Here is a 26,738-nt window from a genome sequence, read left to right on the forward strand (position 1 = left end):
GCGCGAGCCATGCGCTCCGGGACCGAGCGCTTCTTCAGGGGAATTCGAGAAGAATTCGATAAAGGGTCGAAGGCAGGTATTCAGCAATGCGACAGGTCACCCGCAAGGGTCTGATGACCGTGGCGGCCGCGACCGGTGTGATCGCCGCCGCGGGCGGCTCCGCTCACGCTTCCTCCGGTGCGCAGGGCACCACGTCGGGCTCGCCCGGCGTGCTGTCCGGGAACACGGTGCAGGCGCCGGTGCACGCACCGGTCAACGCCTGCGGCAACACGGTCAACGTCGTCGGCGTGCTCAACCCGGCGATGGGCAACTCGTGCGCCGACCAGGGCGGTGGATCGTCGTCGGGGGGATACGGCGATCACGGTGGCCACGGCGGCTCGCACGCGGGCGGGCACGCGAGCGACTCACCCGGTGTCGGCTCCGGCAACCACGTCCAGGCGCCGGTGTACGCGCCGGTGAACGTCTGCGGCAACAGCGTCGACGTCGTCGGCGTCTTCAACCCCTCGATGGGCAACGAGTGCGCGAACCAGGGCGGTGGATCGTCGTCGGGGAGGTACGGCGATCACGGCGGCTCGCAGGCGGGCGGGCACGCCAGCGACTCGCCCGGTGTCGGCTCCGGCAACCACGTCCAGGCGCCGGTGTACGCGCCGGTGAACGTCTGCGGCAACACGGTCGACGTCGTCGGCATCGGCAACCCCAGCACGGGCAACGACTGCGCGAACGGCGGCCACCACGGCGCCCCGCCCGGCGGCGGCCACGAGACCCCGGGACAGCCGGGCGGTCCCGGCGACCCGGGCACCCCCGGACACCCCGGCAACCCGGGCGATCCTGGTCACCCCGGTAGCCCCGGCGGTCCCGGAGGTCCGGGCGCCCCCGACGGACCCGGCCACCCCGGCACCCCGGGTACGCCGCCCACCACCGGCACCGGAACGCCGGGCGGCTCCGCGCACGGCAACGAGCCGGGCGGGCAGTTCGTCACCCAGCCCCACGGCGACGCCCAGCTCGCGGACACCGGCAGCGATCTGCCGCTCGGGTTCGCCCTCCCCGCCGGTGCCGGCGCCCTGCTGGCGGGAGCGATCCTCTACCGCAAGGCACGCGCCTCGGCCTGAGACCCCCGCCGCCCGGCCCCCGCAACGGAGCGGGCCCCGCTGCCGCGGGGCCCGCTCCGTCATGTGCCTTCTCCGGGCACCGTCTCACCTCACCACGTGGCCCGCACCTGGCGGATGATCCGCCGGCGCAACCGCACCCTGCGGCTGCCGTCGCGCAGCAGGCTCAGACGGTACAACTCCCAGTGTCCGTACTCCGCATGGTCCGTCAGCAGACGTGCCGTCTCCTTGCGGGAGACCCCGCGCGGTACGTACACGTCGACAAATTCGTATTCCGGCATCGCATCTATTGTGCGGGCTGGGGCCTCGTACGGATAGCGTCTGCACTATGTCTGATGCTGCGCAGCCCACCGCTGCCGAGGTACGCGCCGCCGCCGAGGCGGTCAAGACCGCGCTCGACCGCCACCTGGCCGCGGTCGAACGCAGGTCGGGGGAGGACGACCCGGCCGTCTACGAGGCGTTCAACCAGCTGGCCGCGGCCGCAGAGGTGTACGACGAACTGCTCTACGACCGCTACGACGAGGTCACACCCTTCGAGATCCCCGGTGCGGAGGACGCGCTGCCCCCGTACACCGGCCCCGAGGAACCGAACGCGCTGAGCGTACTGATCCGCCGTGACTACGCCGTCGCCGAACCCCAGCGGCTGCTGGCGCAGGCACAGCGGATCGAGGCGGCCGACGGCGACGAGGGCTCCCCGGCGTCCGGGACCGTCCACGGTGCGCTCGGTCTGCTGTTCGGTGAGTTCGAGCCCGACGAGATCGCCTCCCGGCACAAGGAGTTCGGTCTGGAGGAGGGCGACTCCACGCTCTGGGTGACGGCGTCGGACGAGCCGGCCGAGCCGGGGGAGTGGCTGGAGGCACCGTTCGAGCAGGTCGACGCGCAGCAGGTGGTGTGCCGCTTCGACGTCAGCGCCGTCTTCGACGACGAGATCGACGTCCTCGACGACGACGAGGAGGACGAGGACCCGGAGGAGCTGGAGGACCTCGACACCGACTTGGACGAGGACGAGGACGAGGACCTGGAGCCGCTGGACGCGGACCGCCGCTGAACGCGCTCCGGTCACCCGACGGCGGTGGTCACGGGAACGGGCCCGTGACCACCGCCGTCGTTCATCCGCCGGCGACCTGTGGGGCGAGCAGTACGGGGAGCCGGGTCGTGCGGGGCTTCGCCGGAACCTCGGCCACGGCCCTGGGCAGCGCCTGCTCCACGCCGTGCACCACGGACAGATGCCGGTCGGCCCGCCCGAACGCCGTGTACACCCAGGGCCGGCTCAGCGCCTGCGCCGCGTCACCGGGCAGCACCACGACCACCGCGGGCCAGCGGCTCCCGACGGCCTGGTGCGCGGTCATCGCCCACCCGTGCCGCACGCACTGCTCGACCCGCTCCTTCGGCACGACGACCGGCTCACCCGCGCACGACAGGTGCAGTCCCCCGGCGTCCGCCTTCACCACCCGGCCCGGCACCGCCCTGCCCGGTGCGGGGGAGTGGACGATCCGGTCGCCGGGGTCGAAGCCGCCGAAGCGGCCCGGGCCCGGATTGAGCCGCTCCTTCAGGGCGGCGTTGAGGGCGCGCGTGCCGACCGCACCGCCGTGCCCCGGCGTGATCACCTGCGTCTCCTCGGCGGGTACGCCGAGGGCCCGCGGCACCGAGTCCACGACGAGCTGCACCGTGCGGTGCACGGCCTCGCCCGCGTCGCGCACCGGCACGATCACGACTTCCCTGCCGGGCGCCTCGACCTGGTTCAGCTCGCCGACGCCGATGCCGGAGACCAGCTCGCCCAGCGGTCCCGGGTCCGGCAGCCGGGAGGCGACCTGCGGGCAGATCCGCGCGGCGAGGAGGTCGGCGAACACCCGCCCCGGGCCGACGGACCACAGCACCGCCGGATCCCCGGCCAGCACCAGCCGGGCCCCGTCCGGCATCGACTCCGTCAGCAGCGCCGCCGTCTCGACGTCGAGCTGCGGCGCGTCCAGCACGACGAGCAGGTCCAGGTCCAGAGCCCCGTCGGCGTCCCGCCCGGGCCCTTCCGGACCGGCGAGGAGCCCGGGGACGGTGGCGACCGGCACGTCGTCGCTCTCCTGCCCGGCTCGGCGCAGCAGGGCGGCGAAGCGGTCGCGGCCGACCGGGCCGTGGGTGGCGGCCCAGGCGCGCAGCCCGAGGGAGCCGGCGGCGTGCAGCAGCGCCGCCGGCTCGGCCAGGGACGCCTCCCCGCCGGTGTGCAGGACCAGACCGTGACCGGCGACCGCGCGGATCAGCTCACCCGCGGACCCGGCGGCCGAGGCAGCGAGCCGCTCCCACTCCTCGGCCGGACCGTCCTGCTTGGGAGCGGAGTTGACCAGCCGGGCCAGGCCGTCGGCCAGGCTCTCCTCCGCCAGCGCGTACCGCTCGAGACCGACCAGGACCCGGACCGGACGCTCCTGGTCCTCCTCCGCGCCCTCCGGTTCCGCCGCGGGGACCGGGGCACCGGTCTCCTCCAGGGCGTCCTGGAAGACCAGCGCCTCGCCCTCCGCGATCGCGTCCTGCACGGCGCTGTCCGGCTCGGGCACGCCCCGCTGGGCCAGGGCCGCCAGGAGCGCCGGCATCTCCAGGGCGGTGTGCCCCGCGAGGGCCGCCTGCTCCAGGAGCCAGACCGTGACGGCCCGGCCGCGCCGCTCGTCGTCCGGGGCGCACTCCGCGCCCAGCAGGGCCCGCGCGAACCCGTCGGCCTGTTCGGGCCGCACGCCCGGCACCCGCAGCAGCTGCCAGGGATCGGCCCGCAGCAGTTCGTCGGCGCCCTCACCGAGCACCTCGGCCACCTGCGCGGCGAGCGTCTCCGGGGCGCCGCCCGCGCCGAGCACCCGCCGGACGCCCTGCACCGTCTCGGGCGCGGGCGCCGCCGGCATCGCGACGGCCTCGGCCGCCACCGGCTGCGGCCGCCGGGCCGGCTCCGGGGCGGAGCGGCGCGGGGCGGGCGCGGGCTCCGCGAACACCGTGGCCGCCGGCTTCTCGCCGCTCTCCACGGCCCGCACGGCCGCGAGCAGATCGGCGGCCCTGCCGCTCAGCTTGGCGCCGGCCTCGATGGGCGCCTTCTTCTCGGCCTTGCGCTGCTCGATGCGCTCCCGCTCGGCCCGCTGCGCCAGCAACTCGGCCTCGGCCTCGGAGAGCCGGGCACCCTCGCCCTGTGCCGCCGCGTCCTCCGAGGACCGGCCGGCCGAGCCGTCCGCCGTCTCCTCCGCCGCCGATTCCCCTGCGGACCGGCCGGAGGCGCTGCCCTCCGTCTCCTCCGCCGCCGAGTCCCCGGCACCCTCCGCCCGGGTGTTCCCCGCGGTGCCCGGCGTCCCCGGCTCGGCGTCCTCCGTGGTCTCGGGCTCCGTGCTCACAGCGTGCTCCAGTCGTGATCGGGATAGCGGTGCACGGGCGCCGACACATCGTCGAGCGCCCGGCAGATCTCGTCAGGAAGACTAAGGGTCTCCACTGACAACGCCGCCGTGAGCTGCTGCGCGTTGCGCGCGCCGACGATGGGGGCGGTCACCCCCGGCCGGTCGCGGATCCAGGCCAGGGCCACCTGGAGCGGTGTCACCGCGAGTCCGTCGGCCGCGGTGGCCACGGCGTCGACGATGCGGCTCGCGGTGTCGTCGAGGTAGGGCGCGACGAAGGGCGCGAGGTGGTCCGAGGCGGCGCGGGAGTCCGGCGGCGTGCTGTCGCCCCGGTACTTGCCCGTCAGCACCCCGCGCCCGAGCGGCGAGGACGGGAGCAGGCCTATGCCGAGGTCCAGCGCGGCCGGCAGCACCTCGCGTTCGACGCCGCGCTGCAGGAGCGAGTACTCCAGCTGCGTCGCCGCCAGGCGGGTCCGGGTGCCCGGGGCCGCGAGCTGCCAGGTGGCGGCCTTGGCCAGCTGCCAGCCGCAGAAGTTGGAGACGGCGGCGTAGCGGGCGCGGCCGCTGGCGACCGCGAGATCGAGGGCCTGGAGGGTCTCCTCCAAGGGCGTGTACGGGTCGTACGCGTGCACGTGCCAGACGTCGACGTGGTCGGTGCCCAGCCGGGCGAGCGAGGCGTCCAGGGCGGCGAGCAGATGACCGCGTGAGCCGTCGACCCGGCGGTCGGGGTCGGGCACGCTGCCGGCCTTGGTCGAGATGATCAGGTCCCGCCGGGGCACGAGGCCGTCCATCAGCCTGCCGAGCAGGTACTCGGCCTCTCCGTCGCCGTACACGTCCGCGGTGTCGACGAGGGTCCCGCCCGCTTCCCAGAACGTCTTCATGAGGTCCGCCGCGTCGTGCTCGTCGGTGTCCCGTCCCCAGGTCAGGGTGCCGAGCCCGATCCGTGACACACGCAGGCCGGTGCGGCCGAGATGCCTCTGCTCCATGGACGCCGAGATTACTGGCCAGAACCTGTCGTGTGGGTGGCTGTGGACGACCGATTTCCGGGGGCCGACGGTGAGTTCCCTCCGGCCGCCCACAGCCCGCCGTCCGAGGTCAGCAGCTGCCGTCCGACACCAGCAGTCCCTTGTTCGCGCCCGCCGTCCGGTTCACGACGGCCGGGACGCAGCCGGCCGGGTCGAGGCGGTGGGAGTAGGGGATGGAGACCGTGGTGTTCGAGACCGGGTCGGGACCGGCCGGATGGTTCTCACTGCCCGGCTGGGACCACGTCACGTTGTCGAAGACGTTGCCGCCGACCTGCCAGTAGCCGGCCTCGTCGGTGTAGAAGGTGCCGAGGACGTCCTTGGAGTCCTCGAAGTAGTTGTTGTCCACCCTGGCGCGGGCGCCGGCCCGGGAGTTGATGCCGGACTCGTTGAGGCGCACGTAGTGGTTGTTGTACATGTGCGCGATGCCGCCGCGCAGCAGTGGGGCGCGGGAGTCGATGTTCTCGTAGCGGTTGTGGTGGTACGTGATGAACCCGTTCGACCGGTCGCTCTCGCTGCTGCCGACCAGGCCGCCGCGGCCGGAGTTGCGCAGGACGCTGTAGGACAGCGTCACGTACTGGGTGTTGTTCTTCATGTCGAACAGGCCGTCGTAGCCCTCCGACTCGCCGCCCGACGCCTCCAGGGTGGTGTGGTCGACCCAGACGTTGCGGACGTTGCTCTCCATGCCGATGGCGTCGCCGCCGTTGGACGTGGGGGAGCCGGACTTCTTGACGTTCCGCACGGTGACGTTCTGGATGATGATGTTCTTCGATTCGCGGATGTGGATGCCCACCTGGTCGAAGACGGCACCGCTGCCGACGCCGACGATGGTCACGTTGCTGATCCTTTTGAGCTCGATCACGCCGTCGGCGGTCTCGCAGCTGCTCCCGGAGACCTTCTTCGTGCCGGCGTGGGTGATGGTCCCGGTCACCTCGATGACGAGGGGGGTGCTGCTGCTCGCGCGGCTGCACAGGGCGGCGTGGATGGCGGTGCCGGTGGTCGCCCGGACCGTCTGCCCGCCGGCGCCGCCGGTGGTCCCGCCGTTCTGGCTCGCGTAGCCGGTGGCGGGGCCCGTCGCCGCCGACGCCTGGGGCACCGAGACCAGCGTTCCGGTGGCGCCGGCCAGGGCCAGGGTGGCCAGGGCCGCGCCGAGTCGCGCTGAGGCTGCTCGCTTCATCCGTACCTCTCCGATTCTGTGTGCGGAGTGCGGGTGGGGTTAGAAAGCGCTTTCCCGAGACCGTAGGGACTTGCTGTGCACGCGTCAATGGTCGCGTACTTGATTCTTGTTCACGCATCTGAAAGATCGCGCACCGTGGCATCCGGGCCGCACCGGTGTCCCGCGCGGCGGCCCCGCGCTAAGGTCTGCGCACAAGGCACGTTACTGATCAGTAAGGGGATGCGGCATGCAGCTCGGTATCAACCTCGGCTACTGGGGTGCCGGAATGGACGCGGACAACCTGGCCGTCGCCCAGGAGGCCGACCGGCTCGGCTACGCCGTCTGCTGGGCCGCCGAGGCCTACGGCTCCGACGCGGCCACCGTACTGACCTGGGTCGCCGCCCAGACCGAGCGCATCGACGTCGGCTCCGCCATCTTCCAGATCCCGGCCCGCCAGCCCGCGATGACCGCGATGACCGCCGCGACCCTCGACTCCCTCTCCGGCGGCCGCTTCCGCCTCGGCCTCGGCGTCTCCGGCCCCCAGGTCTCCGAGGGCTGGTACGGCGTCAAGTTCGACAAGCCGCTGGCCCGCACCCGCGAGTACGTCGAGATCGTCCGCAAGGCCATGACCCGCGAGCGCCTGTCCTACGAGGGACAGCACTGGACGCTCCCGCTGCCCGGCGGCCCGGGCAAGCCCATCAAGCTGACCGTGCACCCGCAGCGCGAGCACATCCCGCTCTACATCGCCGCCATCGGCCCGAAGAACCTCGAACAGACCGGCGAGATCGCCGACGGCGCCCTGCTGATCTTCCCCTCCGCCGACCATCTGGAGGACACGGCGATCAAGCACCTGCGCGCGGGACGCGAGAAGGCCGGCAAGACCCTCGACGGCTTCGACGTCTGCCCGACGCTGCCGCTCGCCGTGGGCGACGACAAGGACGTCACCACGCTGGCCGACACCTTCCGCCCCTACACCGCGCTGTACGTCGGCGGCATGGGCAGCCGCAAGCAGAACTTCTACAACCAGCTCGCCCAGCGCATGGGGTACGAGAAGGAGGCCGCCGAGATCCAGGACAAGTACCTGTCGGGCGACAAGCAGGGCGCCGCGGCCGCCGTCCCGCACGAGCTGATCGACAAGACGACCCTGCTGGGCTCCGTGGACCGCATCGCCGAGCGGATGAAGGCCTACGCGGAGGCCGGTGTCACCACGCTCACGCTCGCCCCTGCGGGCTTCACGCTCGACGAGCGGCTCGCGTCCCTGCGGGCCGGCACCGATGCCCTGGAGCGCGCCGGCCTCGCCTGATCCTGAAGTTCCACGGCCGTGGTGGGGGCTCGGGGGTCTTCCCCGCCACGGCCGTCACGCGGAACAACGCGCCGGGCCGCCGCCGGTTACGCCCCCGGCCGTGTCGGGCATGCCCGGACGTCTGCCCGCACATCCCCCGTTCGGCGGAGATGTCCGGCACACCTGTTGCAGCGCCCCGCACCCCGCACTTGACTCGTTCCTCGCGGAGACCTGCGATTCCTGCAGCACGCGCACGCGCGCGGGAGAGGTGCCCACGATGCTTTCGGCCAAGAGCCTGTTCCAGGAGATCCTCGACAACGACGAGTCCTTCGCCCTCTTCTGTTCCATCGCCGCCAGCGGCGAGTCCCAGGGCGGCTGGGAGAACGCCCGCATCGCCGCCCTCGTCCCCGACAGCGAGCGCGAGCTGGCGCCCAAGATCTCCCGGCACGGCGCCGACGAGGACAAGCACGGCCGGATCTTCAACGCCCTGATGAAGAAGCGCGGCCTCGACCCCGTCCCGGTGCCCCCGGAGACCGACTACACGATGCTCCTGGAGAAGAACGGCATCGGCCTCGCCCACGAGCAGCTCAAGCGGGACGAGCGGCTCTCCGTCCGGGACATCGTCACCTACCTCTCCCACAGCAGGGTCACCGAGCAGCGCGCCTCCGAGCAGATGGACCTGCTGCGCAAGCACTTCGCCGGCCACCCCGACATCGGCCGCGCGGTCAAGCAGATCTCCCAGGACGAGGACAACCACCTCGCCTACTGCCACGAGGAGCTGCTGCGCTTCGCCCGGGCGGGCCACGGCCGGCTCATCCAGCGGACCCTGCGCGCGTGCGCGCACGCCGAGATCCGGATCTACCGGGACGTCAGCCTCGCCGTCATGGCGCACATGGGCCGCGTCCTCGGCTGGTCCCGGGCCAAGGCGGCCGTGCTGCGGGCGGGCATCCACGCCGTCTACGCCTACGAACGGCTCGGCGGCTGGCGCCGGATGGTGTCGCTCACCCCGCCGCAGCGCCGCAACGCCCTCGGCGGCCCGGCCTCACCGGAGCCGGAGTTCGCCTGAACCGCCCGCGGGCCCTACAGCCAGCCCCGGCGCTTGAACAGCCGGAACACCATGATCTCCAGGACGGCCATCACGGCGATCAGCGCCGGGTAGGACCAGACCCAGCGCAGTTCGGGCATGTGCTCGAAGTTCATGCCGTAGATGCCCGCGATCATCGTGGGGATCGCGGCCATGGCCGCCCACGCGGAGATCTTCCGCATGTCGTCGTTCTGCCGGACGCTCATCTGCGCCAGATGGGCCGAGAGGATGTCGGACACCAGCCGGTCCAGGTTCTCCACCGACTCGTTCACGCGCGTGAGGTGGTCGCTGACGTCCCGGAAGAACGGCCGGGCCCGGTCGTCCACGAACGGCACCGCCACGCCGTAGGGCGCCGTGCCCGCCAGCCGGCTCATCGGCAGGGACAGCGGACCGGTGGCCCGGCGGAACTCCAGCACCTGGCGCTTGAAGTCGTAGATCCGTGAGGCGGTGTTGCGCGAGCCGCCGCCGTCGGGGGAGAAGACCTCCGCCTCCAGGCCCTCCAGGTCGGCCTGGAGTTCCACCGCCACGTCCAGGTAGTGGTCGACCGCGGCGTCGGCCACCGCGTACAGCACCGCCGTGGGGCCGGTGCCCAGCAGCTCCGGCTCGTGCTCCAGCCGGTGCCGTACCGCCTTGAGCGGGGCGCCCTCGCCGTGCCGGACGGTCACCACGAATCCGTCGCCCAGGAAGATCATGATCTCCCCGGCGGAGACCTTGTCGCTCTGCGGCTCGTACACCACCGGCTTGAGGACCACGAAGAGCGAGTCGTCGTAGATCTCCAGCTTGGGCCGCTGGTGGGCCTTGAGGGCGTCCTCCACGGCCAGCGGGTGCAGGCCGAACTCCTGCGTGACGTGCTCGAACTCGCGCTCCGTCGGCTCGTGCAGCCCGATCCACACGAACCCGCCCGCCGCACGCGCCTCCCCCAGGGCGTCGGAGAAGTCCTCCGGCCCCTCCGTCCGATGTCCGTCGCGGTAGATGGCACAGTCGACGATCACGAAGCGAGTCTCCCGTCACTCGAACGACACCGCACGCGCGCGTGCGCCTACGCTGGTGCGCATGCCCACGCTGATCCTGGTCAGGCACGGACGCTCCACCGCCAACACCGAGGGACTGCTCGCCGGCTGGACGCCCGGCGTCGCCCTCGACGAGCGCGGGGCCGCGCAGGCCGCCGCGCTGCCCGGGCGGCTCGCGGAACTCCCCCTCGCCGAAGTCGTCACCAGTCCCCTCCAGCGCTGTCAGGAGACCATCCGGCCGCTGCTGCGGGCCCGGCCGGAACTCACCCCCCACACCGACGAGCGCATCGGGGAGTGCCACTACGGCGACTGGTCCGGACGCAAGCTCGCCGAGCTCAAGGACGAGCCGCTGATGGAGGTGGTGCAGGCCCACCCGTCCGCGGCGGCGTTCCCCGGCGGGGAGTCGATGCGGGCCATGCAGACGCGCGCCGCCGAGGCCGTGCGCGAATGGAACGCGCGCGTGGAGCGCGACCACGGCGCCGACGCCGTCTACCTCATGTGCTCGCACGGCGACATCATCAAGTCGCTCGTCGCGGACGCACTCGGACTTCATCTGGACCTCTTCCAGCGGATCTCCGTGGAACCCTGTTCCATCACCGCGATCCGCTACACACGACTGCGGCCGTTCCTCGTCCGCCTCGGCGACACCGGCGACTTCACCTCCCTGGTGCCGCGCGAGGAACCGCCGGGCGACGAGGCCCCCGTCGGGGGTGGTGCGGGCGCACCGTGATCGTCGGCCGCAGTAGGGTGAAGCGGTCGCAGCAGTGCCGTGCTCCCACGGTTCCCACGATTCCAATGGAGACAGGACGTGTCCCGTCAGGTGTTCCTCTACGACCATCCGGAGCGTTTCGTGGCCGGTACGGTCGGACTGCCCGGGCGCCGTTCGTTCTTCCTCCAGGCCTCCGCCGGCTCCCGGGTGACCAGCGTGGCCCTGGAGAAGACCCAGGTCGCGGCGCTCGCCGAACGCATGGACGAACTGCTCGACGAGGTCGTACGCCGTAGCGGCGGCAGCGCCTCGGTCCCCGCCGTCGCCCCCTCGGAGATCACCGACACCGCCCCGCTGGACACCCCCATCGAGGAGGAGTTCCGCGTCGGCACCATGGCGCTCGCCTGGGACGGCGACGAGCAGCTCATGATCGTCGAGGCGCAGGCGCTCGTCGAACTCGACGCCGAGTCCGAGGAGGACCTCGCCGAGGCCGAGGAGCGGCTGCTCCAGGACGAGGAGAACGGGCCCCCGATGCTGCGGGTCCGGCTCACCGGCGCGCAGGCCAGGGCCTTCGCCAAGCGCGCCCTCGACGTCGTCAACGCCGGGCGGCCGCCGTGCCCGCTGTGCAGCCTCCCGCTCGACCCGGAAGGACACGTATGTCCGCGCCAGAACGGATACCGCCGCGGAGCGTGACACCTCCCTCCGACGCCGCCGAACTGCTCGCCCGCGGCGAACTCACCGTCCGCGGTCGCATCCGTGAGGCCTCCAACGCGGCCCTGTACTGCACGGTGACCCTCGACGGCCGGGAAGCGGCCTGCGTCTACAAGCCGGTCGCCGGGGAGCGCCCCCTGTGGGACTTCCCCGACGGCACCCTCGCCCAGCGGGAGGTCGCCGCCTGGGAGGTCTCCGAGGCGACCGGCTGGGGCCTGGTGCCGCCCACCGTGCTGCGCGACGGCCCCTACGGCGAGGGCATGTGCCAGCTGTGGATCGAGGCGGCGCCCGAGGCCGAGCTGCTCGCGCTCGTCGACGGCGAGGAGCCCGAGCCGGGCTGGAAGGCGATCGGCTTCGCCGAGGTCGGCGAGGGACGCACCGCGCTGCTCGTGCACGCCGACGACGCACGGCTGCGCCGGCTCGCGGTGCTGGACGCCGTCCTGAACAACGCCGACCGCAAGGGCGGCCACCTGCTGCCCACCGGCGACGGACGCCTGTACGGCATCGACCACGGCGTCACCTTCAACGTCGAGAACAAGCTGCGCACCCTGCTGTGGGGCTGGGCGGGGGAGCCCCTCACCCAGGAGGCCGTCGACGTCCTCGAAGGGCTGCGGAAGGTCCTCGCGGAGGGCGGGGCGCTCGCCGCCCGGCTCGCGGGGCTGATCACCGCCGCGGAGCTCGACGCCACCCGCGCGCGGGTCGGCGCGCTGCTCGCCTCCGGGACCCATCCCGAGCCGAGCGGGGAATGGCCCGCGATTCCCTGGCCACCCGTGTAGCAGCACACCGGGCCGGTTCGCCGCAAGAGCGCCTTCTCGGCCGTCCGGCCCGCTCCCATTCGTATATGGAACTTCAGTCCGGTTAGGCTCAAGGCATGCATGCCTGGCCCGCTTCCGAGGTCCCCGCCCTGCCTGGTCAGGGCCGCGACCTGAGGATCCACGACACCGCGACCGGTGCTCTCGTCACCCTCGACCCCGGTCCCGTCGCCCGTATCTACGTCTGCGGCATCACCCCCTACGACGCCACGCACATGGGACACGCGGCGACCTACAACGCGTTCGACCTCGTGCAGCGCGTGTGGCTCGACACCAAGCGGCAGGTTCACTACGTCCAGAACGTCACCGACGTCGACGACCCGCTCCTGGAGCGGGCCCGGCGTGACGGCCTCGACTGGGCCGCGCTCGCCGAGCAGGAGACCGCCCTCTTCCGCGAGGACATGACGGCCCTGCGGATGCTGCCGCCGCGGCAGTACATAGGCGCCGTCGAGGCCATACCGGGAATCGTCCCGCTGGTCGAGCGCCTGCGGGACCTGGGCGCGGCCTACGAACTCGAAGGTGACGTGTACTTCTCCGTCGAGTCCGACCCGCACTTCGGCCAGGTCTCGAACCTGGACGCCGCGGCGATGCGGCTGCTGTCCGCCGAGCGCGGCGGCGATCCGGACCGGCCGGGCAAGAAGAACCCCCTCGACCCGATGCTGTGGATGGCGGCCCGCGAGGGCGAGCCCAGCTGGGACGGCGGATCGCTGGGCCGCGGACGGCCCGGCTGGCACATCGAGTGCGTGGCCATCGCCCTGGACCACCTCGGCATGGGCTTCGACATCCAGGGCGGCGGCTCCGACCTGGCCTTCCCGCACCACGAGATGGGCGCCTCGCACGCCCAGGTCCTCACCGGCGAGTTCCCCATGGCCAAGGCGTACGTGCACGCCGGCATGGTGGCCCTGAACGGCGAGAAGATGTCCAAGTCCGAGGGCAACCTGGTCTTCGTCTCCAGGCTCCGGCGCGACGGCGTCGACCCGGCCGCCATCCGGCTGGCGCTGCTCGCCCACCACTACCGCGCCGACTGGGAGTGGACCGACCAGGTCCTGACGGACGCCGTGGCGCGGCTCGGCCGCTGGCGGGCCGCCGTGTCCCGGCCCGACGGTCCCGCGGCGGAGGCGCTGGTGGACGAGATGCGCGAGGCCCTCGCGAACGACCTGGACGCCCCGGCCGCGCTCGCCGCGGTGGACCGCTGGGTCGCCCGGCAGGAGCGGGACGGCGGCACGGACAGCGGCGCTCCCGGCGTGGTCTCCCGCGCGGTCGACGCGCTGCTGGGCGTGGCGCTGTAGCCGCCCGCGTCCTCCGGCCCCGATGCGAAGGGGGCGCCTCCCGACCGGGAGGCGCCCCCTTCGCGCTGTGCTCAGTCCTCCGACGATTCCTCGTCGTCCGTGCCCGGCTTGGGCGGTTTCGGCGGGCGCGTGCGACCGCCGGGGTTGTCCCGCAGGTACGGCGTGCTGTCGCTGCCGTCCGCAGTCGCGTGCCCGCCGGCGCCGGGCGGTCCGCCGCCGTCCCGGCGGCGCAGGTAGCGCTCGAACTCGCGGGCGATCGCCTCACCCGACGCTTCCGGCAGCTCCGCGGTGTCCCGGGCCTCCTCCAGCGACTGGACGTACTCGGCGACCTCGCTGTCCTCCGCGGCCAGCTGGTCCACACCCACCTGCCAGGCGCGCGCGTCCTCGGGCAGCTCGCCCAGCGGGATGCGCACGTCGATCAGGTCCTCCAGCCGGTTCAGCAGGGCCAGCGTGGCCTTCGGGTTGGGCGGCTGCGACACGTAGTGCGGCACCGCCGCCCACAGCGACACCGCCGGCACGCCCGCGTGGGTGCACGCCTCCTGAAGGACGCCGACGATGCCCGTGGGGCCTTCGTACTTGGTCTCCTCCAGGTCCATGCGCCGGGCCAGGTCCGGGTCGGACGTCGTCCCGCTGATCGGCACCGGCCGGGTGTGCGGGGTGTCCCCCAGCAGGGCGCCCAGGACGACCACCAGCTCCACACCGAGTTCGTGCGCGAAGCCGAGCAGTTCGTTGCAGAACGAACGCCATCGCATCGACGGCTCGATCCCCCGGACCAGTACCAGGTCCCGCGGCTTCTCACCACCCACCCGGACCACCGACAACCTCGTCGTCGGCCATGTGATCTTGCGGACGCCCGCTTCCATGAAGACCGTGGGGCGGTTGACCTGGAAGTCGTAGTAGTCCTCGGCGTCCAGTGCCGCGAAGACCTCGCCCTTCCACTCCCTGTCCAGATGCGCGACCGCGGTGGAGGCGGCGTCGCCGGCATCGTTCCAGCCCTCGAACGCGGCCACCATGACCGGGTCGATCAGCTCGGGAACCCCCTCGAGCTCGATCACCCAGTGCCTCCTTCCGACGTGCCCTCGCTTGACCCCCCAACTTTACGGCGTGCCAAGGGGGCGCCCGCAGCCCCCTCGAAGGGGGAGTGCCCCATCACTGCCCCGTGATCCACGCCGGAACACACCGGATCGATCAGAGCGGTGCGACCTCCGGCGTATCAGGTCGTGACGGGGGCCCGGGAACGCGGAAGGGGCGGCTCCGTCGGCGTGGAACCGCCCCTCGCGTCCCCGGGTGCTGCCCGGTGGTGCCTACTTCTTGTCGAGCAGGTCCTGCACCTTGGCACGGACCTCGTCCGTGGCCAGGCCGCGGATGGTCAGCGTGGTCCGGCGGCGCAGCACGTCGTCCTGCGTCTCGGCCCACTCGTGGTCCCGGGCCCAGACGACCTGAGCCCAGATCTCCGGGGCGTCCGGGTGGACGCGCTCGGCGAGCTCCGGGCTCTCGTTGGCCAGCCGGGCGATGTCGAAGGCCAGCGAGCCGTAGTGCGTGGCCAGGTGCCGGGCGGTGTCCGCCGCCATGCGCGGGCCGGGCGCCGGGCGGTCGGTCAGCAGCCGGTGGGCGACCGCGCGCGGGTTGGCGATGCCGGGCAGCGGCAGCTTCTTCGGCAGCGAGCTGATCGGCTCGAAGTCGTCGCCGAGCGGGTGGCCCGGCAGCGTCTCCAGCTTCTTCATGATCGTCCGGCCGATGTGGCGGAAGGTGGTCCACTTGCCGCCCGCGACCGACAGCATGCCGCCCCGGCCCTCGGTGACGACCGTCTCGCGCTTGGCCTTGGCGGTGTCGCCGGGGCCGCCCGGCAGCACGCGCAGACCGGCGAAGGAGTACGTGATGAGGTCGCGGCTGAGCTGCTGGTCGCGGACCGAGAACGCGGCCTCGTCGAGGATCTGCGTGATGTCCTGCTCGGTGACCGCGACGTCCGCCGGGTCGCCCTCGAACACCTCGTCGGTGGTGCCGAGCAGCAGCATGTCCTCCCAGGGGAGGGCGAAGGTGATGCGGTACTTGTCGATCGGGGTGGCGAGCGCGGCCTTCCAGGGGGAGGTGCGCTTCAGGACCAGGTGCGCGCCCTTCGACAGGCGGATGGACGGCGCCGCGTTCGGGTTCTCCATCTTGCGCAGGTGGTCGACCCACGGGCCGGTCGCGTTCAGCACCAGCCGGGCGTCGACGCCGAACTCGTCGCCGGACAGGCGGTCCTTCAGCTCGGCGCCGGTGACCCGGCCCTGGGTGAAGCGCAGGCCGGTGACCTCGGCGTGGTTGAGGACGACCGCGCCCGCCTCGACGGCCGCGCGGACCGTCATCAGCGCCATGCGGGCGTCGTTCATCTGGTCGTCGCCGTAGACGGCCACGGCCTTGAGGTTCTCGGTGCGCAGCTCCGGCACGTCCTGCGCGGCCTTGGCGGGGGAGAGCAGGTGCCCGACACCGTCGCCGAAGGCGGAGAGCGCGGAGTAGGCGAAGACGCCCGCGCCGAGCTTCGCCGCGCCGTGCGGCCCGCCCTTGTACACGGGGAGGTAGAACGTGAGCGGGTTCGCCAGGTGGGGGGCCACCTGGCGGGAGACCGCACGGCGCTCGAAGTGGTTCTCCGCCACCAGCTTCACCGCGCCGGTCTGCAGGTAGCGCAGACCGCCGTGGAGCAGCTTGGAGGAGGCGGAGGACGTGGCGCCGGCGAAGTCGCCGGCGTCCACCAGAGCCACCCTGAGGCCGGACTGCGCGGCGTGCCAGGCGGTGGAGATGCCCAGGATGCCGCCGCCGATCACGAGAAGGTCGTACGACGCCTTGGCGAGCTGCTCCCTGGTCTCGGCCCGGCTCGGGTTCGAGCCGGAGGCCGGGTGCGTCCCCAGGGCAGGCACGGACTGCAGGGTGGACTTGGTGGTCATGCTGTTCTTACTCCTCGTCCTCGAGCCAGCCCATGGTCCGCTCGACGGCCTTGAGCCAGTTCTTGTACTCACGGGCGCGGGTCTCCGCGTCCATGCGGGGGGTCCACTCGGCGGCCCGGCGCCAGTTGGCGCGCAGGTCGTCGGTGCTGTTCCAGAAGCCGACGGCGAGACCGGCGGCGTAGGCGGCGCCGAGGCAGGTGGTCTCGGCGACCATCGGGCGCACCACGGGGGCGTCCACGAAGTCGGCGAGGGTCTGCATCAGCAGGTTGTTGGAGGTCATGCCGCCGTCGACCTTCAGGGCGGTCAGCTCGACGCCGGAGTCCTTCGTCATGGCGTCGGCGATCTCCCGCGTCTGCCAGGCGGTGGCCTCCAGCACGGCACGGGCGAGGTGTGCCTTGGTGACGTACCGGGTCAGGCCGGCGATCACACCGCGGGCGTCGGAGCGCCAGTAGGGGGCGAACAGGCCGGAGAAGGCCGGCACGAAGTAGGCGCCGCCGTTGTCCTCGACCGACAGGGCGAGGGTCTCGATCTCCGCGGCGGTGGAGATCAGGCCCATCTGGTCGCGCATCCACTGCACCAGCGAACCGGTGACGGCGATCGAGCCCTCCAGGGCGTAGACGGTGTCCTGGTCGCCGATCTTGTAGCCGACGGTCGTGAGCAGGCCGCTGTAGGAGTTGATGATCTTGTCGCCGGTGTTCATCACCATGAAGGTGCCGGTGCCGTAGGTCGACTTGGTCTCGCCCTCGGCGAAGCAGGTCTGGCCGAACAGGGCCGCCTGCTGGTCGCCCAGCGCGGAGGCGACCGGAATGCCGCCGAGCAGGTCGCCCAGCTTGCCGCCGGTGATCTCGCCGTAGACCTCCGCGGAGGAGCGGATCTCGGGCAGGATCTGCTTCGGGACGCCGATCGACTCGCAGATCCGGTCGTCCCACTGCATGGTGTGCAGGTTCATCAGCATGGTGCGCGAGGCGTTGGTGACGTCCGTGACGTGCTTGCCGCCGTCGACGCCACCGGTCAGGTTCCAGATGACCCAAGTGTCCATCGTGCCGAAGAGGATGTCGCCCGCTTCGGCGCGCTCCTTCAGGCCGTCGACGTTGTCGAGCAGCCAGCGGGCCTTGGGGCCGGCGAAGTAGGAGGCGAGGGGCAGGCCCGTCTCGCGGCGGAAGCGGTCCTGGCCGACGTTGCGGCCGAGCTCGCGGCAGAGGGCGTCGGTGCGGGTGTCCTGCCAGACGATGGCGTGGTGGACGGGCTCGCCGGTGTTCTTGTCCCACAGCACGGTCGTCTCGCGCTGGTTGGTGATGCCGATGGCCTTGATGTCGTCGCGGGTGATGCCGGCCTTCTCGACGGCCCCGGCGACGACCTCCTGGACGTTGGTCCAGATCTCGGTGGCGTCGTGCTCGACCCAGCCCGGCTTCGGGAAGATCTGCTCGTGCTCCTTCTGGTCGACGGAGACGATCCGGCCGTCGCGGTCGAAGACGATGCAGCGGGACGAGGTGGTGCCCTGGTCGATGGCGGCGATGAAGGGGCCGGCGGTGTGCGCGTCGGTCACTGTGTGCTCCTGGTAATTCCGGTTTTAAGGGGCTTTACGTACGGCGCTTGCTGGAAGTTTCGCGCGGACGCGACGTCGTACTCCTAGGCGAACGCGACGTTGTAGATGCCTGCCGCGATGGCGCCGCCGATCAGCGGACCCACCACGGGGACCCAGGCGTAGCCCCAGTCGGAGCCGCCCTTGTTGGGCAGCGGCAGCAGGGCGTGCACGATGCGCGGTCCGAGGTCACGGGCCGGGTTGATCGCGTACCCCGTCGGGCCGCCGAGGGAGAGGCCGATGGAGACGACCACGAGCGCGGTGATCAGGGCCCCCAGGGTGCCCAGGCCGTTGCCCGCGTCGTTCAGGCCCTGGGTGAGCACCGCCAGCACCAGCACGACCGTGCCGATGATCTCCGTGGCGACGTTCTGCCAGGCGACCCGCACCTCGGGACCGGTGGAGAAGACGCCCAGCACCGGGCCGGCGCCCTGCTCCTGGGCCTCGACGGCCTTCGCCGCGGTGTCCTGCGCACCCGGACCGCCGACGATCTCGCGGTCGGTGAGGTGGGCGTGGAACTGACCGTAGTAGGCGATCCAGACCAGGGCCGCGCCGATCATGGCGCCGAGGACCTGGCCGGCCCAGTAGACCGGGACGTTCTTCCAGTCGCCGTCCTTGATCGCGAGGGCGAGGGTGACGGCCGGGTTGAGGTGGGCGCCGGAGAGCGGCGCCGTGGTGTAGACCGCCGTGAGCACCGCGAAGCCCCACCCGAAGGTGATGGCGAGCCAGCCGGCGTTACGTGCCTTGGAAGCCTTCAGCGTGACGGCGGCGCAGACGCCGCCGCCGAGGAGGATGAGTATGGCGGTACCGATGGTCTCGCCGATGAAGATGTCGGAGCTGGACACCCGCGACTCCTTTGTCCTACGTCCAGGGAAGTTCGATACCGGCCTGGCGTTGTCACACTCTAGCGCGTATTGCCGGTAGCTGTTCGACAATGTCGACCGATGGACGGGAGTCTTGCTGCGGCGTTACGAGCACGTCAAGAGCTGTGTTGTCGAAAACACGATCGTTACTGATCGCCGTGTGTCCGCCGATCTTCGTGCAGGTGAGACGGGGCTTGCGCGGGGCATGCCGAAGGCCGGGACGCCGTGCGGCGCCCCGGTTTTCGTACAGGTGGCGTCAGAACCGTCCCGCGCCCAGGTCCCGCGAGACCGCGCGGGCGCAGTCGCGCACCGCCGCGATGAGCTCGGGGCGCAGTTCCCCGTCCCGGCACAGCCGTTCCACGGCGCCGGTGATGCCGACCGAGCCGACGGGCATCCGCCGCCGGTCGTGGATGGGCGCGGCGAGCGACGCCACGCCCTCCCAGGTCTCCTCCACGTCCGCGGCGTAGCCCCGCGCGCGCGTGAGGTCGAGGATGTGCTCGAACTCCTCCGGCTCGCACACCGTCCGGTCCGTGAACGCCTTGCGGTCGGCCTCCAGGGCCTCGCTGTGCGCCACCGGGTCGTAGGCGGACAGCACCTTGCCCAGGGCCGTGGAGTGCAGCGGCTGCATGGCCCCGATCTCCAGGACCTGCCGGCTGTCGTCGGGGCGGAAGACGTGGTGCACGATCAGCACGCCCTGCTGGTGCAGCACGCCCAGGTAGACGCTCTCGCCGCTGGAGCGGGCCAGGTCGTCGGTCCACACCAGGGCGCGCGCCCGCAGCTCGTGCACGTCCAGGTAGGTCGTGCCCAGGCGCAGCAGCTCCGCGCCCAGCTGGTAGCGCCCGGAGGCGTCGTCCTGCTCCACGAAGCCCTCCTGCTGGAGGGTGCGCAGGATGCCGTGGGCCGTGCCCTTGGCCAGGCCCAGCGACGAGGCGATGTCCGACAGGCCGAGCCGCCGCTCGCCGCCCGCCAGCAGCCGCAGCATCGCGGCCGCTCGCTCGAGCGACTGGATGTTCCGTGCCATCGCCGTACTGCCTCCGTCCCCTCGACCGCCGACAAGCGGGGGCCCACAGCCCCCGTTCGGCAATGTCGAACACTACCGGTCGTTGCCGACCTCCCGCTAATGGCAGGTCGCCATTTGTTGCGCGCCGACCCGTCCGGACCCGCCACGGTCCGCACGAATCCGGCCGGACGGTCGCCGGCCGGTGGCTCACATGGCCGAAGGCGGCGCCGCCCCCCGTCCGCCCCGTGGACGCGCTGCCCATCCAAGCCCACTCCCGGTTACGCTGGCGCCGTGCGCCCGTCCCCGGATGCCCCTCCGGACGTCCGGGAAGCCGCATAGCCGACAGCCGTCGCACCTGAGGGAGCCCTTTACATGGCCTCGTTGCCGCCGACCCCTTCCGCAGACAGCCGGACCCGCGTGTCCGCCCTCCGAGAGGCCCTGGCCAGCCGTGTGGTCGTGGCCGACGGCGCCATGGGCACCATGCTCCAGGCGCAGGACCCCACCCTGGAGGACTTCGAGAATCTCGAGGGCTGCAACGAGATTCTCAACGTGACCCGCCCGGACATCGTCCGCTCCGTGCACGACGCGTACTTCGCCGTCGGCGTCGACTGCGTCGAGACCAACACCTTCGGTGCCAACCACTCGGCCATGGCCGAGTACGACATCCCGGACCGGATCCACGAGCTGTCCGAGGCCGGCGCCCGCATCGCCCGCGAGGCGGCCGACGAGTACGCCGCCCGGGACGGGCGCACCCGCTGGGTCCTGGGCTCGATCGGCCCCGGCACCAAGCTGCCCACCCTGGGCCACATCACCTACGGCACCATCCGCGACGGTTACCAGGCCAACGCCGAGGGCCTGCTCGCCGGCGGCGCGGACGCGCTGATCGTGGAGACCACGCAGGACCTGCTGCAGACCAAGGCCTCCGTTCTGGGCGCCCGCCGGGCCATGGAGGCCACAGGCGCCGAGGTGCCCCTGCTGTGTTCGATGGCCTTCGAGACCACCGGCACCATGCTGCTCGGTTCCGAGATCGGCGCGGCCCTGACCGCGCTGGAGCCCCTCGGCATCGACATGATCGGCCTGAACTGCTCCACCGGCCCCGCCGAGATGAGCGAGCACCTGCGCTACCTCACGCGCCACTCGCGCATCCCGCTGCTGTGCATGCCCAACGCCGGCCTGCCGATCCTCACCAAGGACGGCGCGCACTTCCCGCTCGACCCCGAGGGCCTGGCCGACGCCCAGCAGACCTTCGTCCGGGACTACGGCCTGTCCCTGGTCGGCGGCTGCTGCGGCACCACCCCCGAGCACCTGCGACAGCTGGTCGAGCGGGTCCGGGACGTCACCCCGACCGAGCGCGACCCGCGGCCCGAGCCCGGCGCCGCCTCCCTCTACCAGACCGTGCCGTTCCGGCAGGACACCTCCTACCTGGCCATCGGTGAGCGCACCAACGCCAACGGCTCCAAGAAATTCCGCGAGGCCATGCTGGAGGGCCGCTGGGACGACTGCGTGGAGATGGCCCGCGAGCAGATCCGCGAGGGCGCGCACATGCTCGACCTGTGCGTGGACTACGTCGGCCGCGACGGCGTCGCCGACATGGAGGAGCTGGCCGGACGCTTCGCCACCGCCTCCACCCTGCCGATCGTGCTGGACTCCACCGAGGTCGAGGTCATCCGGGCCGGCCTGGAGAAGCTCGGCGGCCGCGCGGTGATCAACTCGGTGAACTACGAGGACGGCGACGGCCCCGAGTCCCGCTTCGCCAAGGTCACCCGGCTCGCCAAGGAGCACGGCGCGGCCCTCATCGCGCTCACCATCGACGAGGAGGGCCAGGCCCGCACCGCCGAGAAGAAGGTCGAGATCGCCGAGCGGCTCATCGACGACCTCACCGGCACCTGGGGCATCCACGAGGAGGACATCCTCGTCGACTGCCTGACCTTCACCATCTGCACCGGCCAGGAGGAGTCCCGCAAGGACGGCATCGCCACCATCGAGGGCATCCGCGAACTGAAGCGGCGCCACCCGAAGGTGCAGACCACCCTCGGCCTGTCCAACATCTCCTTCGGCCTGAACCCGGCCGCCCGCATCCTGCTGAACTCCGTCTTCCTCGACGAGTGCGTCAAGGCGGGCCTGGACTCGGCGATCGTGCACGCCTCGAAGATCCTGCCGATCGCCCGCTTCAGCGAGGAGGAGGTCCGGACGGCTCTGGACCTCATCTACGACCGCCGTGCCGAGGGCTACGACCCGCTGCAGAAGCTCATGCAGCTCTTCGAGGGCGCCACCGCCAAGTCCCTCAAGGCCGGCAAGGCCGAGGAACTGGCCGCCCTGCCGCTGGACGAACGCCTGCAGCGCCGCATCATCGACGGCGAGCGCAACGGCCTCGAAGCCGACCTCGACGAGGCCCTCCGGGAGCGGCCCGCGCTCGACATCGTCAACCAGACCCTGCTGGAGGGCATGAAGGTCGTCGGCGAGCTGTTCGGCTCCGGCCAGATGCAGCTGCCGTTCGTCCTGCAGTCCGCCGAGGTGATGAAGGCGGCCGTCGCCCACCTCGAACCGCACATGGAGAAGACCGACGAGGCCGGCAAGGGCACCATCGTGCTCGCCACCGTGCGCGGCGACGTCCACGACATCGGCAAGAACCTCGTCGACATCATCCTGACCAACAACGGCTACAACGTCGTCAACCTCGGCATCAAGCAGCCCGTCTCCGCGATCCTGGACGCGGCCGAGGAGCACAAGGCCGACGTCATCGGCATGTCCGGCCTCCTGGTCAAGTCCACCGTGATCATGAAGGAGAACCTGGAGGAGCTGAACCAGCGCGACCTGGCGGCGAAGTACCCGGTCATCCTCGGCGGCGCCGCCCTCACCCGCGCCTACGTCGAGCAGGACCTGCACGAGCTCTACGAGGGCGAGGTCCGCTACGCCCGCGACGCCTTCGAGGGCCTGCGCCTGATGGACGCCCTCATCGGCGTCAAGCGCGGGGTGCCCGGCGCGAAGCTGCCCGAGCTGAAGCAGCGCCGGGTCCGGGCCGCCGCCCCGGCCGCCGTGGAGGAGCGCCCCGAGGAGGGGCACGTCCGCTCCGACGTCGCCGTCGACAACCCCGTCCCGGAGCCGCCCTTCACCGGCACCCGGGTGATCAAGGGCATCCAGCTCAAGGAGTACGCGAGCTGGCTCGACGAGGGCGCCCTGTTCAAGGGCCAGTGGGGCCTGAAGCAGGCCCGTACCGGCGAGGGCCCGACCTACGAGGAACTCGTCGAGAGCGAGGGCCGGCCCCGGCTGCGCGGCCTGCTCGACCGGCTCCAGACGGAGAACCTGCTGGAGGCGGCCGTGGTCTACGGCTACTTCCCCTGCGTCTCCAAGGACGACGACCTGATCATCCTGGACGAGCAGGGCAACGAGCGCACCCGCTTCACCTTCCCGCGCCAGCGCCGCGGCCGGCGCCTGTGCCTGGCCGACTTCTTCCGCCCGGAGGAGTCCGGCGAGACCGATGTCGTCGGCCTCCAGGTCGTCACCGTCGGCTCGCGCATCGGCGAGGAGACCGCGCGTCTGTTCGAGGCCAACGCCTACCGGGACTACCTCGAACTGCACGGCCTGTCCGTGCAGCTGGCCGAGGCCCTCGCCGAGTACTGGCACGCCCGGGTGCGGTCCGAGCTCGGCTTCGCCGGGGAGGACCCGGACGAGATGCAGGGCATGTTCGAGCTCAAGTACCGGGGCGCCCGCTTCTCCCTCGGCTACGGCGCCTGCCCCAACCTGGAGGACCGCGCCAAGATCGCCGACCTGCTCCAGCCGGAGCGTATCGGCGTCCACCTGTCCGAGGAGTTCCAGCTGCACCCGGAGCAGTCCACGGACGCCATCGTGATCCACCACCCCGAGGCGAAGTACTTCAACGCCCGCTGACCCGGCCCGCCGGGCACGCGCCACCGCCACCCCCGGCGTACGCGCCGTGTACCCGGGGGCACAGCGGCCGAACGAGGCACTTTTGCCGGACACGACGTAGACTGGTCGGTCCACTGCAGGCCGGTTCCCTTCGTGGGAGCCGGCCTGATCGTCCCTTCAAGGAGGTAGGTGGATGACCAGTACGGTCCCCGCGCTCGGTACCCGGACGGCCGAAGGGTCGGCCCTCCAGGCCGTGCTCCTCGACATGGACGGCACCCTGGTGGACACGGAGGGCTTCTGGTGGGACGTCGAGGTCGAGGTCTTCGCCTCCCTCGGCCACCGGCTCGACGAGTCCTGGCGGCATGTCGTGGTCGGCGGCCCCATGACCCGCAGCGCGGGCTTCCTGATCGAGGCCACCGGCGCAGACATCGGCCTCGACGAGCTCACGGTCCTGCTCAACGACGGCTTCGAGGAGCGCATCGGCCGCGCCCTGCCGCTGATGCCGGGCGCCGGCCGGCTGCTGGCCGAGCTCTACGAGTACGAGATCCCGACGGCTCTCGTCTCCGCCTCCCACCGGCGCATCATCGACCGGGTGCTCGACTCGCTCGGCGCGCACCACTTCCACCTGACGGTCGCGGGCGACGAGGTGCCGCGCACCAAGCCCCACCCCGACCCGTATCTGGCGGCCGCCGCCGGACTCGGCGCCGACCCGTCCCGCTGCGCCGTCGTGGAGGACACGGCGACCGGCGTGGCCGCCGCCGAGGCCGCCGGCTGCCGGGTCGTGGCCGTCCCCTCGGTCGCCCCGATCCAGCCGGCCCACCGGCGCACGGTGGTCGGTTCGCTCGAAGAGGTCGACCTGGCATTTCTGCACGGCCTGATGACGGAAATGCGCTAGCCGTTCACCCAGCGTGCAGCCGGGTTAGGGCAGTAATTCCGCTGGTGAATTCCAGCCCTTGCGGATGACCGAATTCCCGTACCTCCGAACCTGTTCCCGTGTGTGACGTTCCCCACGCGGTGCGGGGTCGACAGTGGCTCGGACATGTGCTGCGCACCCCCTCCGGGGGGTCGTCGCCGTGCCCTTGTGTCCCGATTGGTGGAACGCTGCACCAAAGCTTCCGCTGTCGGGTTTTCGGTGTGTCCACGCCCGGTTCCGCAGCGTGATGGGTGCTCAACTCCGGTGGCTGTGAAGCTTCCTGCCGGGCCCGACTAATCTCGTCGCGAGAACATCGCCCCACCCCCGTGATCCGCTGCGCCACCCCTGCATGCCGGATACACGGAGTCGACAGCTCTGGAGAAACTCGAGCATGAACCGCAAGACTTTGGTGCTGCCGGCCGTGGCCGGCCTGCTCGCGCCGGTGCTCGTCGCCTGCGGCGGGTCCGACAGCGGCAGCGGCGACGGCGACGCGATCGTCGTCGGCACCACGGACCGGTTCACCGCCTCGAAGGACGCGCCCGCGCCCCTCGACCCGGCGTACTCCTACGACGTCGGCACCTGGAACATCCTGCGCCAGACCGTGCAGACCCTGATGATCCAGCCGCGCGGCGAGGGCGAGCCGGTCCCCGAGGCCGCCGAGCGCTGCGGCTTCACCGACACCGGCAACGAGCGCTACGCCTGCACCCTGCGCGACGGCCTGAAGTTCGCCAACGGCGACCCCGTCACCGCGGCCGATGTGAAGTACTCCATCGACCGCGCCCTCTCCCTCAAGGCCGACAGCGGCGTCTTCGCCCTGCTGTCCACCATCGACACCGTCGAGACGCAGGGCGACCGCGAGGTCATCTTCCACCTCAAGACGGCCGACGCGACCTTCCCGTACAAGCTGTCGACCCCGGTCGCCGGCATCGTCGATCCGGACGCCTACCCGAAGAACAAGCTGCGCGACGGTTTCGAGCTCGAGGGCTCGGGTCCGTACACCCTCAAGGCCGTCGTCGAGAACGACGAGATGGTCAGGGCCGAGTTCACCAAGAACCCCGAGTACAAGGGGACGCTGAAGGTGAACAACGACAAGGTCGACATGGTCTCCTTCAAGGACACCGACGCCATGGGCGAGGCGCTGGAGAAGGGTGACATCGACCTGATGACCCGCACCATGTCGCCGGACCAGATCCGCAAGCTGTCCGGCGACGCGGACACCGAGGTCGACCTCGTCGAGATGCCCGGTCTGGAGATCCGCTACCTGGGCTTCAACACCGACGCGCCGAGCGTGAAGTCCAAGGCCGTGCGCCAGGCGATGGCCCAGATCGTCAACCGCAGCGAGCTGATCTCCAAGGTGTACGGCTCCCAGGCCGAGCCGCTGTACTCGCTGGTCCCGGCCAGCGTCACGGGCCACTCCAACTCGTTCTTCAACAAGTACGGCGACCCGAGCGTCACCAAGGCGCGCTCGCTGCTCAACCAGGCGAACGTCACCACCCCGGTGAAGCTCACGCTGCACTACACGACCGACCACTACGGCCCCGCCACCAAGAAGGAGTTCGAGGTCCTGCGCGACCAGCTGAACTCCAGCGGCCTGTTCGAGGTCGGCATCAAGGGCACCCCGTGGAACACCTTCCGCCCGGCCGAGAAGAAGGGCGAGTACGACGTCTACGGCATGGGCTGGTTCCCCGACTTCCCGGACGCCGACAACTTCCTCGCGCCGTTCCTCGACAAGGACAACACCCTCGGCTCGCCCTACGCGAACAGCCGCATCCGCAACACCCTGATCCCCGAGTCCCGCCGGGAGGCGGACCGGCTGTCCGCCTCCGCCAGCCTGACGGACATTCAGGACATCGTCGCCGGTGACGTGCCCGTGCTGCCGCTGTGGCAGGGCAAGCAGTACGTCGCCGCTCGCGACGACATCACGGGCACCGCCTACGCCCTCAACTCCTCCTCGACGCTCCAGCTGTGGGAGCTCGGGCGCGGTGTGAGCGGCTGACGGACCCGACGGAACCCCGGGGCCTGTGACCGCGGCCCCCGGGGAACCGCGCCCCGGAGCCGGGGACA

20 protein-coding genes and 1 pseudogene are annotated in these 26,738 nt (G+C 71.6%); 11 read left to right on the forward strand and 10 right to left on the reverse strand.

Annotation, left to right across the window (positions count from 1 at the left end; genetic code table 11):
* The first annotated feature begins 86 nt into the window (after positions 1-86).
* Entirely contained in the window at positions 87-1,109 is a 1,023-nt protein-coding gene (locus ACF07N_RS32090; RefSeq protein ID WP_392119792.1) for a chaplin, read from the forward strand.
* Between the two features lie 89 nt (positions 1,110-1,198).
* On the opposite strand, the gene ACF07N_RS32095 is transcribed toward ACF07N_RS32090, so the two are convergent.
* Positions 1,199-1,387: a DUF5703 family protein gene (locus tag ACF07N_RS32095; protein ID WP_030244084.1), complete on the reverse strand. Its 189-nt coding sequence runs from the start codon at positions 1,385-1,387 to the stop codon at positions 1,199-1,201.
* Positions 1,388-1,434: 47 nt separating this feature from the next.
* On the opposite strand from ACF07N_RS32095, the gene ACF07N_RS32100 reads away from it, so the two are divergent.
* On the forward strand, positions 1,435-2,154 hold the full coding sequence (locus tag ACF07N_RS32100; protein ID WP_392119796.1) for a hypothetical protein: 720 nt from the start codon (positions 1,435-1,437) through the stop codon (positions 2,152-2,154).
* A gap of 61 nt (positions 2,155-2,215) precedes the next feature.
* Here ACF07N_RS32100 and ACF07N_RS32105 read toward each other — a convergent pair whose 3' ends face one another.
* From ACF07N_RS32105 to ACF07N_RS32115, 3 genes and pseudogenes are all read right to left on the reverse strand, one after another.
* Positions 2,216-4,462: a helix-hairpin-helix domain-containing protein gene (locus ACF07N_RS32105; RefSeq protein ID WP_392119799.1), complete on the reverse strand. Its 2,247-nt coding sequence runs from the start codon at positions 4,460-4,462 to the stop codon at positions 2,216-2,218.
* Positions 4,459-5,445, reverse strand: a complete 987-nt coding sequence (locus tag ACF07N_RS32110; protein ID WP_392119802.1) for an aldo/keto reductase — start codon at positions 5,443-5,445, stop codon at positions 4,459-4,461. Before ACF07N_RS32110 ends, ACF07N_RS32105 begins: the two co-directional genes overlap by 4 nt.
* Positions 5,446-5,557: 112 nt before the next feature.
* A pseudogene (locus ACF07N_RS32115) lies at positions 5,558-6,658 on the reverse strand (polysaccharide lyase family 1 protein); the annotation flags it as partial.
* 226 nt (positions 6,659-6,884) lie between these two features.
* Between ACF07N_RS32115 and ACF07N_RS32120 the strand changes: the two are divergent.
* Complete coding sequence (locus ACF07N_RS32120) at positions 6,885-7,940, forward strand: LLM class F420-dependent oxidoreductase (protein WP_392119804.1); 1,056 nt, start codon at positions 6,885-6,887, stop codon at positions 7,938-7,940.
* A 256-nt stretch (positions 7,941-8,196) separates the two neighbouring features.
* The gene (locus tag ACF07N_RS32125) at positions 8,197-8,985 is read left to right on the forward strand and encodes a ferritin-like domain-containing protein (RefSeq protein ID WP_392119807.1); all 789 of its coding nucleotides are present in this window, start codon (positions 8,197-8,199) and stop codon (positions 8,983-8,985) included.
* 14 nt (positions 8,986-8,999) lie between these two features.
* Here ACF07N_RS32125 and corA read toward each other — a convergent pair whose 3' ends face one another.
* Complete coding sequence (gene corA, locus ACF07N_RS32130; RefSeq protein ID WP_392119809.1) at positions 9,000-9,995, reverse strand: magnesium/cobalt transporter CorA; 996 nt, start codon at positions 9,993-9,995, stop codon at positions 9,000-9,002.
* A 61-nt stretch (positions 9,996-10,056) separates the two neighbouring features.
* On the opposite strand from corA, the gene ACF07N_RS32135 reads away from it, so the two are divergent.
* From ACF07N_RS32135 to mshC, 4 genes are all read left to right on the forward strand, one after another.
* On the forward strand, positions 10,057-10,743 hold the full coding sequence (locus ACF07N_RS32135) for a histidine phosphatase family protein (RefSeq protein WP_383333637.1): 687 nt from the start codon (positions 10,057-10,059) through the stop codon (positions 10,741-10,743).
* A 78-nt stretch (positions 10,744-10,821) separates the two neighbouring features.
* Positions 10,822-11,412, forward strand: a complete 591-nt coding sequence (locus ACF07N_RS32140) for a DUF3090 domain-containing protein (protein WP_383333635.1) — start codon at positions 10,822-10,824, stop codon at positions 11,410-11,412.
* The gene (locus ACF07N_RS32145) at positions 11,376-12,206 is read left to right on the forward strand and encodes an SCO1664 family protein (protein WP_392119813.1); all 831 of its coding nucleotides are present in this window, start codon (positions 11,376-11,378) and stop codon (positions 12,204-12,206) included. The genes ACF07N_RS32140 and ACF07N_RS32145 overlap by 37 nt, the downstream gene beginning before the upstream one ends.
* 95 nt (positions 12,207-12,301) lie before the next feature.
* Positions 12,302-13,531 (forward strand): cysteine--1-D-myo-inosityl 2-amino-2-deoxy-alpha-D-glucopyranoside ligase, encoded by a 1,230-nt coding sequence (gene mshC, locus ACF07N_RS32150; protein ID WP_392119816.1) that lies wholly within the window; start codon positions 12,302-12,304, stop codon positions 13,529-13,531.
* 71 nt (positions 13,532-13,602) lie between these two features.
* Here the strand turns inward: mshC and ACF07N_RS32155 are convergent, their stop codons facing one another.
* The 5 genes from ACF07N_RS32155 to ACF07N_RS32175 form a co-directional block, all read right to left on the reverse strand.
* Positions 13,603-14,586 carry a PAC2 family protein gene (locus ACF07N_RS32155; protein ID WP_383333629.1) on the reverse strand — a complete coding sequence of 328 codons (984 nt, stop codon included), beginning with the start codon at positions 14,584-14,586 and terminating at the stop codon, positions 13,603-13,605.
* A gap of 249 nt (positions 14,587-14,835) precedes the next feature.
* Positions 14,836-16,452, reverse strand: a complete 1,617-nt coding sequence (locus ACF07N_RS32160; RefSeq protein ID WP_392119820.1) for an FAD-dependent oxidoreductase — start codon at positions 16,450-16,452, stop codon at positions 14,836-14,838.
* A 7-nt stretch (positions 16,453-16,459) separates the two neighbouring features.
* Entirely contained in the window at positions 16,460-17,998 is a 1,539-nt protein-coding gene (gene glpK, locus ACF07N_RS32165) for a glycerol kinase GlpK (protein ID WP_392119823.1), read from the reverse strand.
* 83 nt (positions 17,999-18,081) lie between these two features.
* Positions 18,082-18,876 (reverse strand): MIP/aquaporin family protein, encoded by a 795-nt coding sequence (locus tag ACF07N_RS32170; RefSeq protein ID WP_311684095.1) that lies wholly within the window; start codon positions 18,874-18,876, stop codon positions 18,082-18,084.
* A gap of 274 nt (positions 18,877-19,150) precedes the next feature.
* Entirely contained in the window at positions 19,151-19,915 is a 765-nt protein-coding gene (locus ACF07N_RS32175) for an IclR family transcriptional regulator (protein ID WP_383333623.1), read from the reverse strand.
* 351 nt (positions 19,916-20,266) lie between these two features.
* Between ACF07N_RS32175 and metH the strand changes: the two genes are divergently transcribed.
* From metH to ACF07N_RS32190, 3 genes are all read left to right on the forward strand, one after another.
* Entirely contained in the window at positions 20,267-23,782 is a 3,516-nt protein-coding gene (metH, locus tag ACF07N_RS32180; protein WP_392119828.1) for a methionine synthase, read from the forward strand.
* A 172-nt stretch (positions 23,783-23,954) separates the two neighbouring features.
* Positions 23,955-24,656: an HAD family hydrolase gene (locus ACF07N_RS32185; RefSeq protein ID WP_383347158.1), complete on the forward strand. Its 702-nt coding sequence runs from the start codon at positions 23,955-23,957 to the stop codon at positions 24,654-24,656.
* A gap of 409 nt (positions 24,657-25,065) precedes the next feature.
* Positions 25,066-26,670: an ABC transporter substrate-binding protein gene (locus ACF07N_RS32190; protein WP_392119832.1), complete on the forward strand. Its 1,605-nt coding sequence runs from the start codon at positions 25,066-25,068 to the stop codon at positions 26,668-26,670.
* Positions 26,671-26,738: the final 68 nt, after the last annotated feature.

The sequence above is a fragment of the Streptomyces sp. NPDC015242 genome (genome assembly GCF_043079125.1).
Taxonomy (GTDB): Bacteria; Actinomycetota; Actinomycetes; order Streptomycetales; family Streptomycetaceae; genus Streptomyces.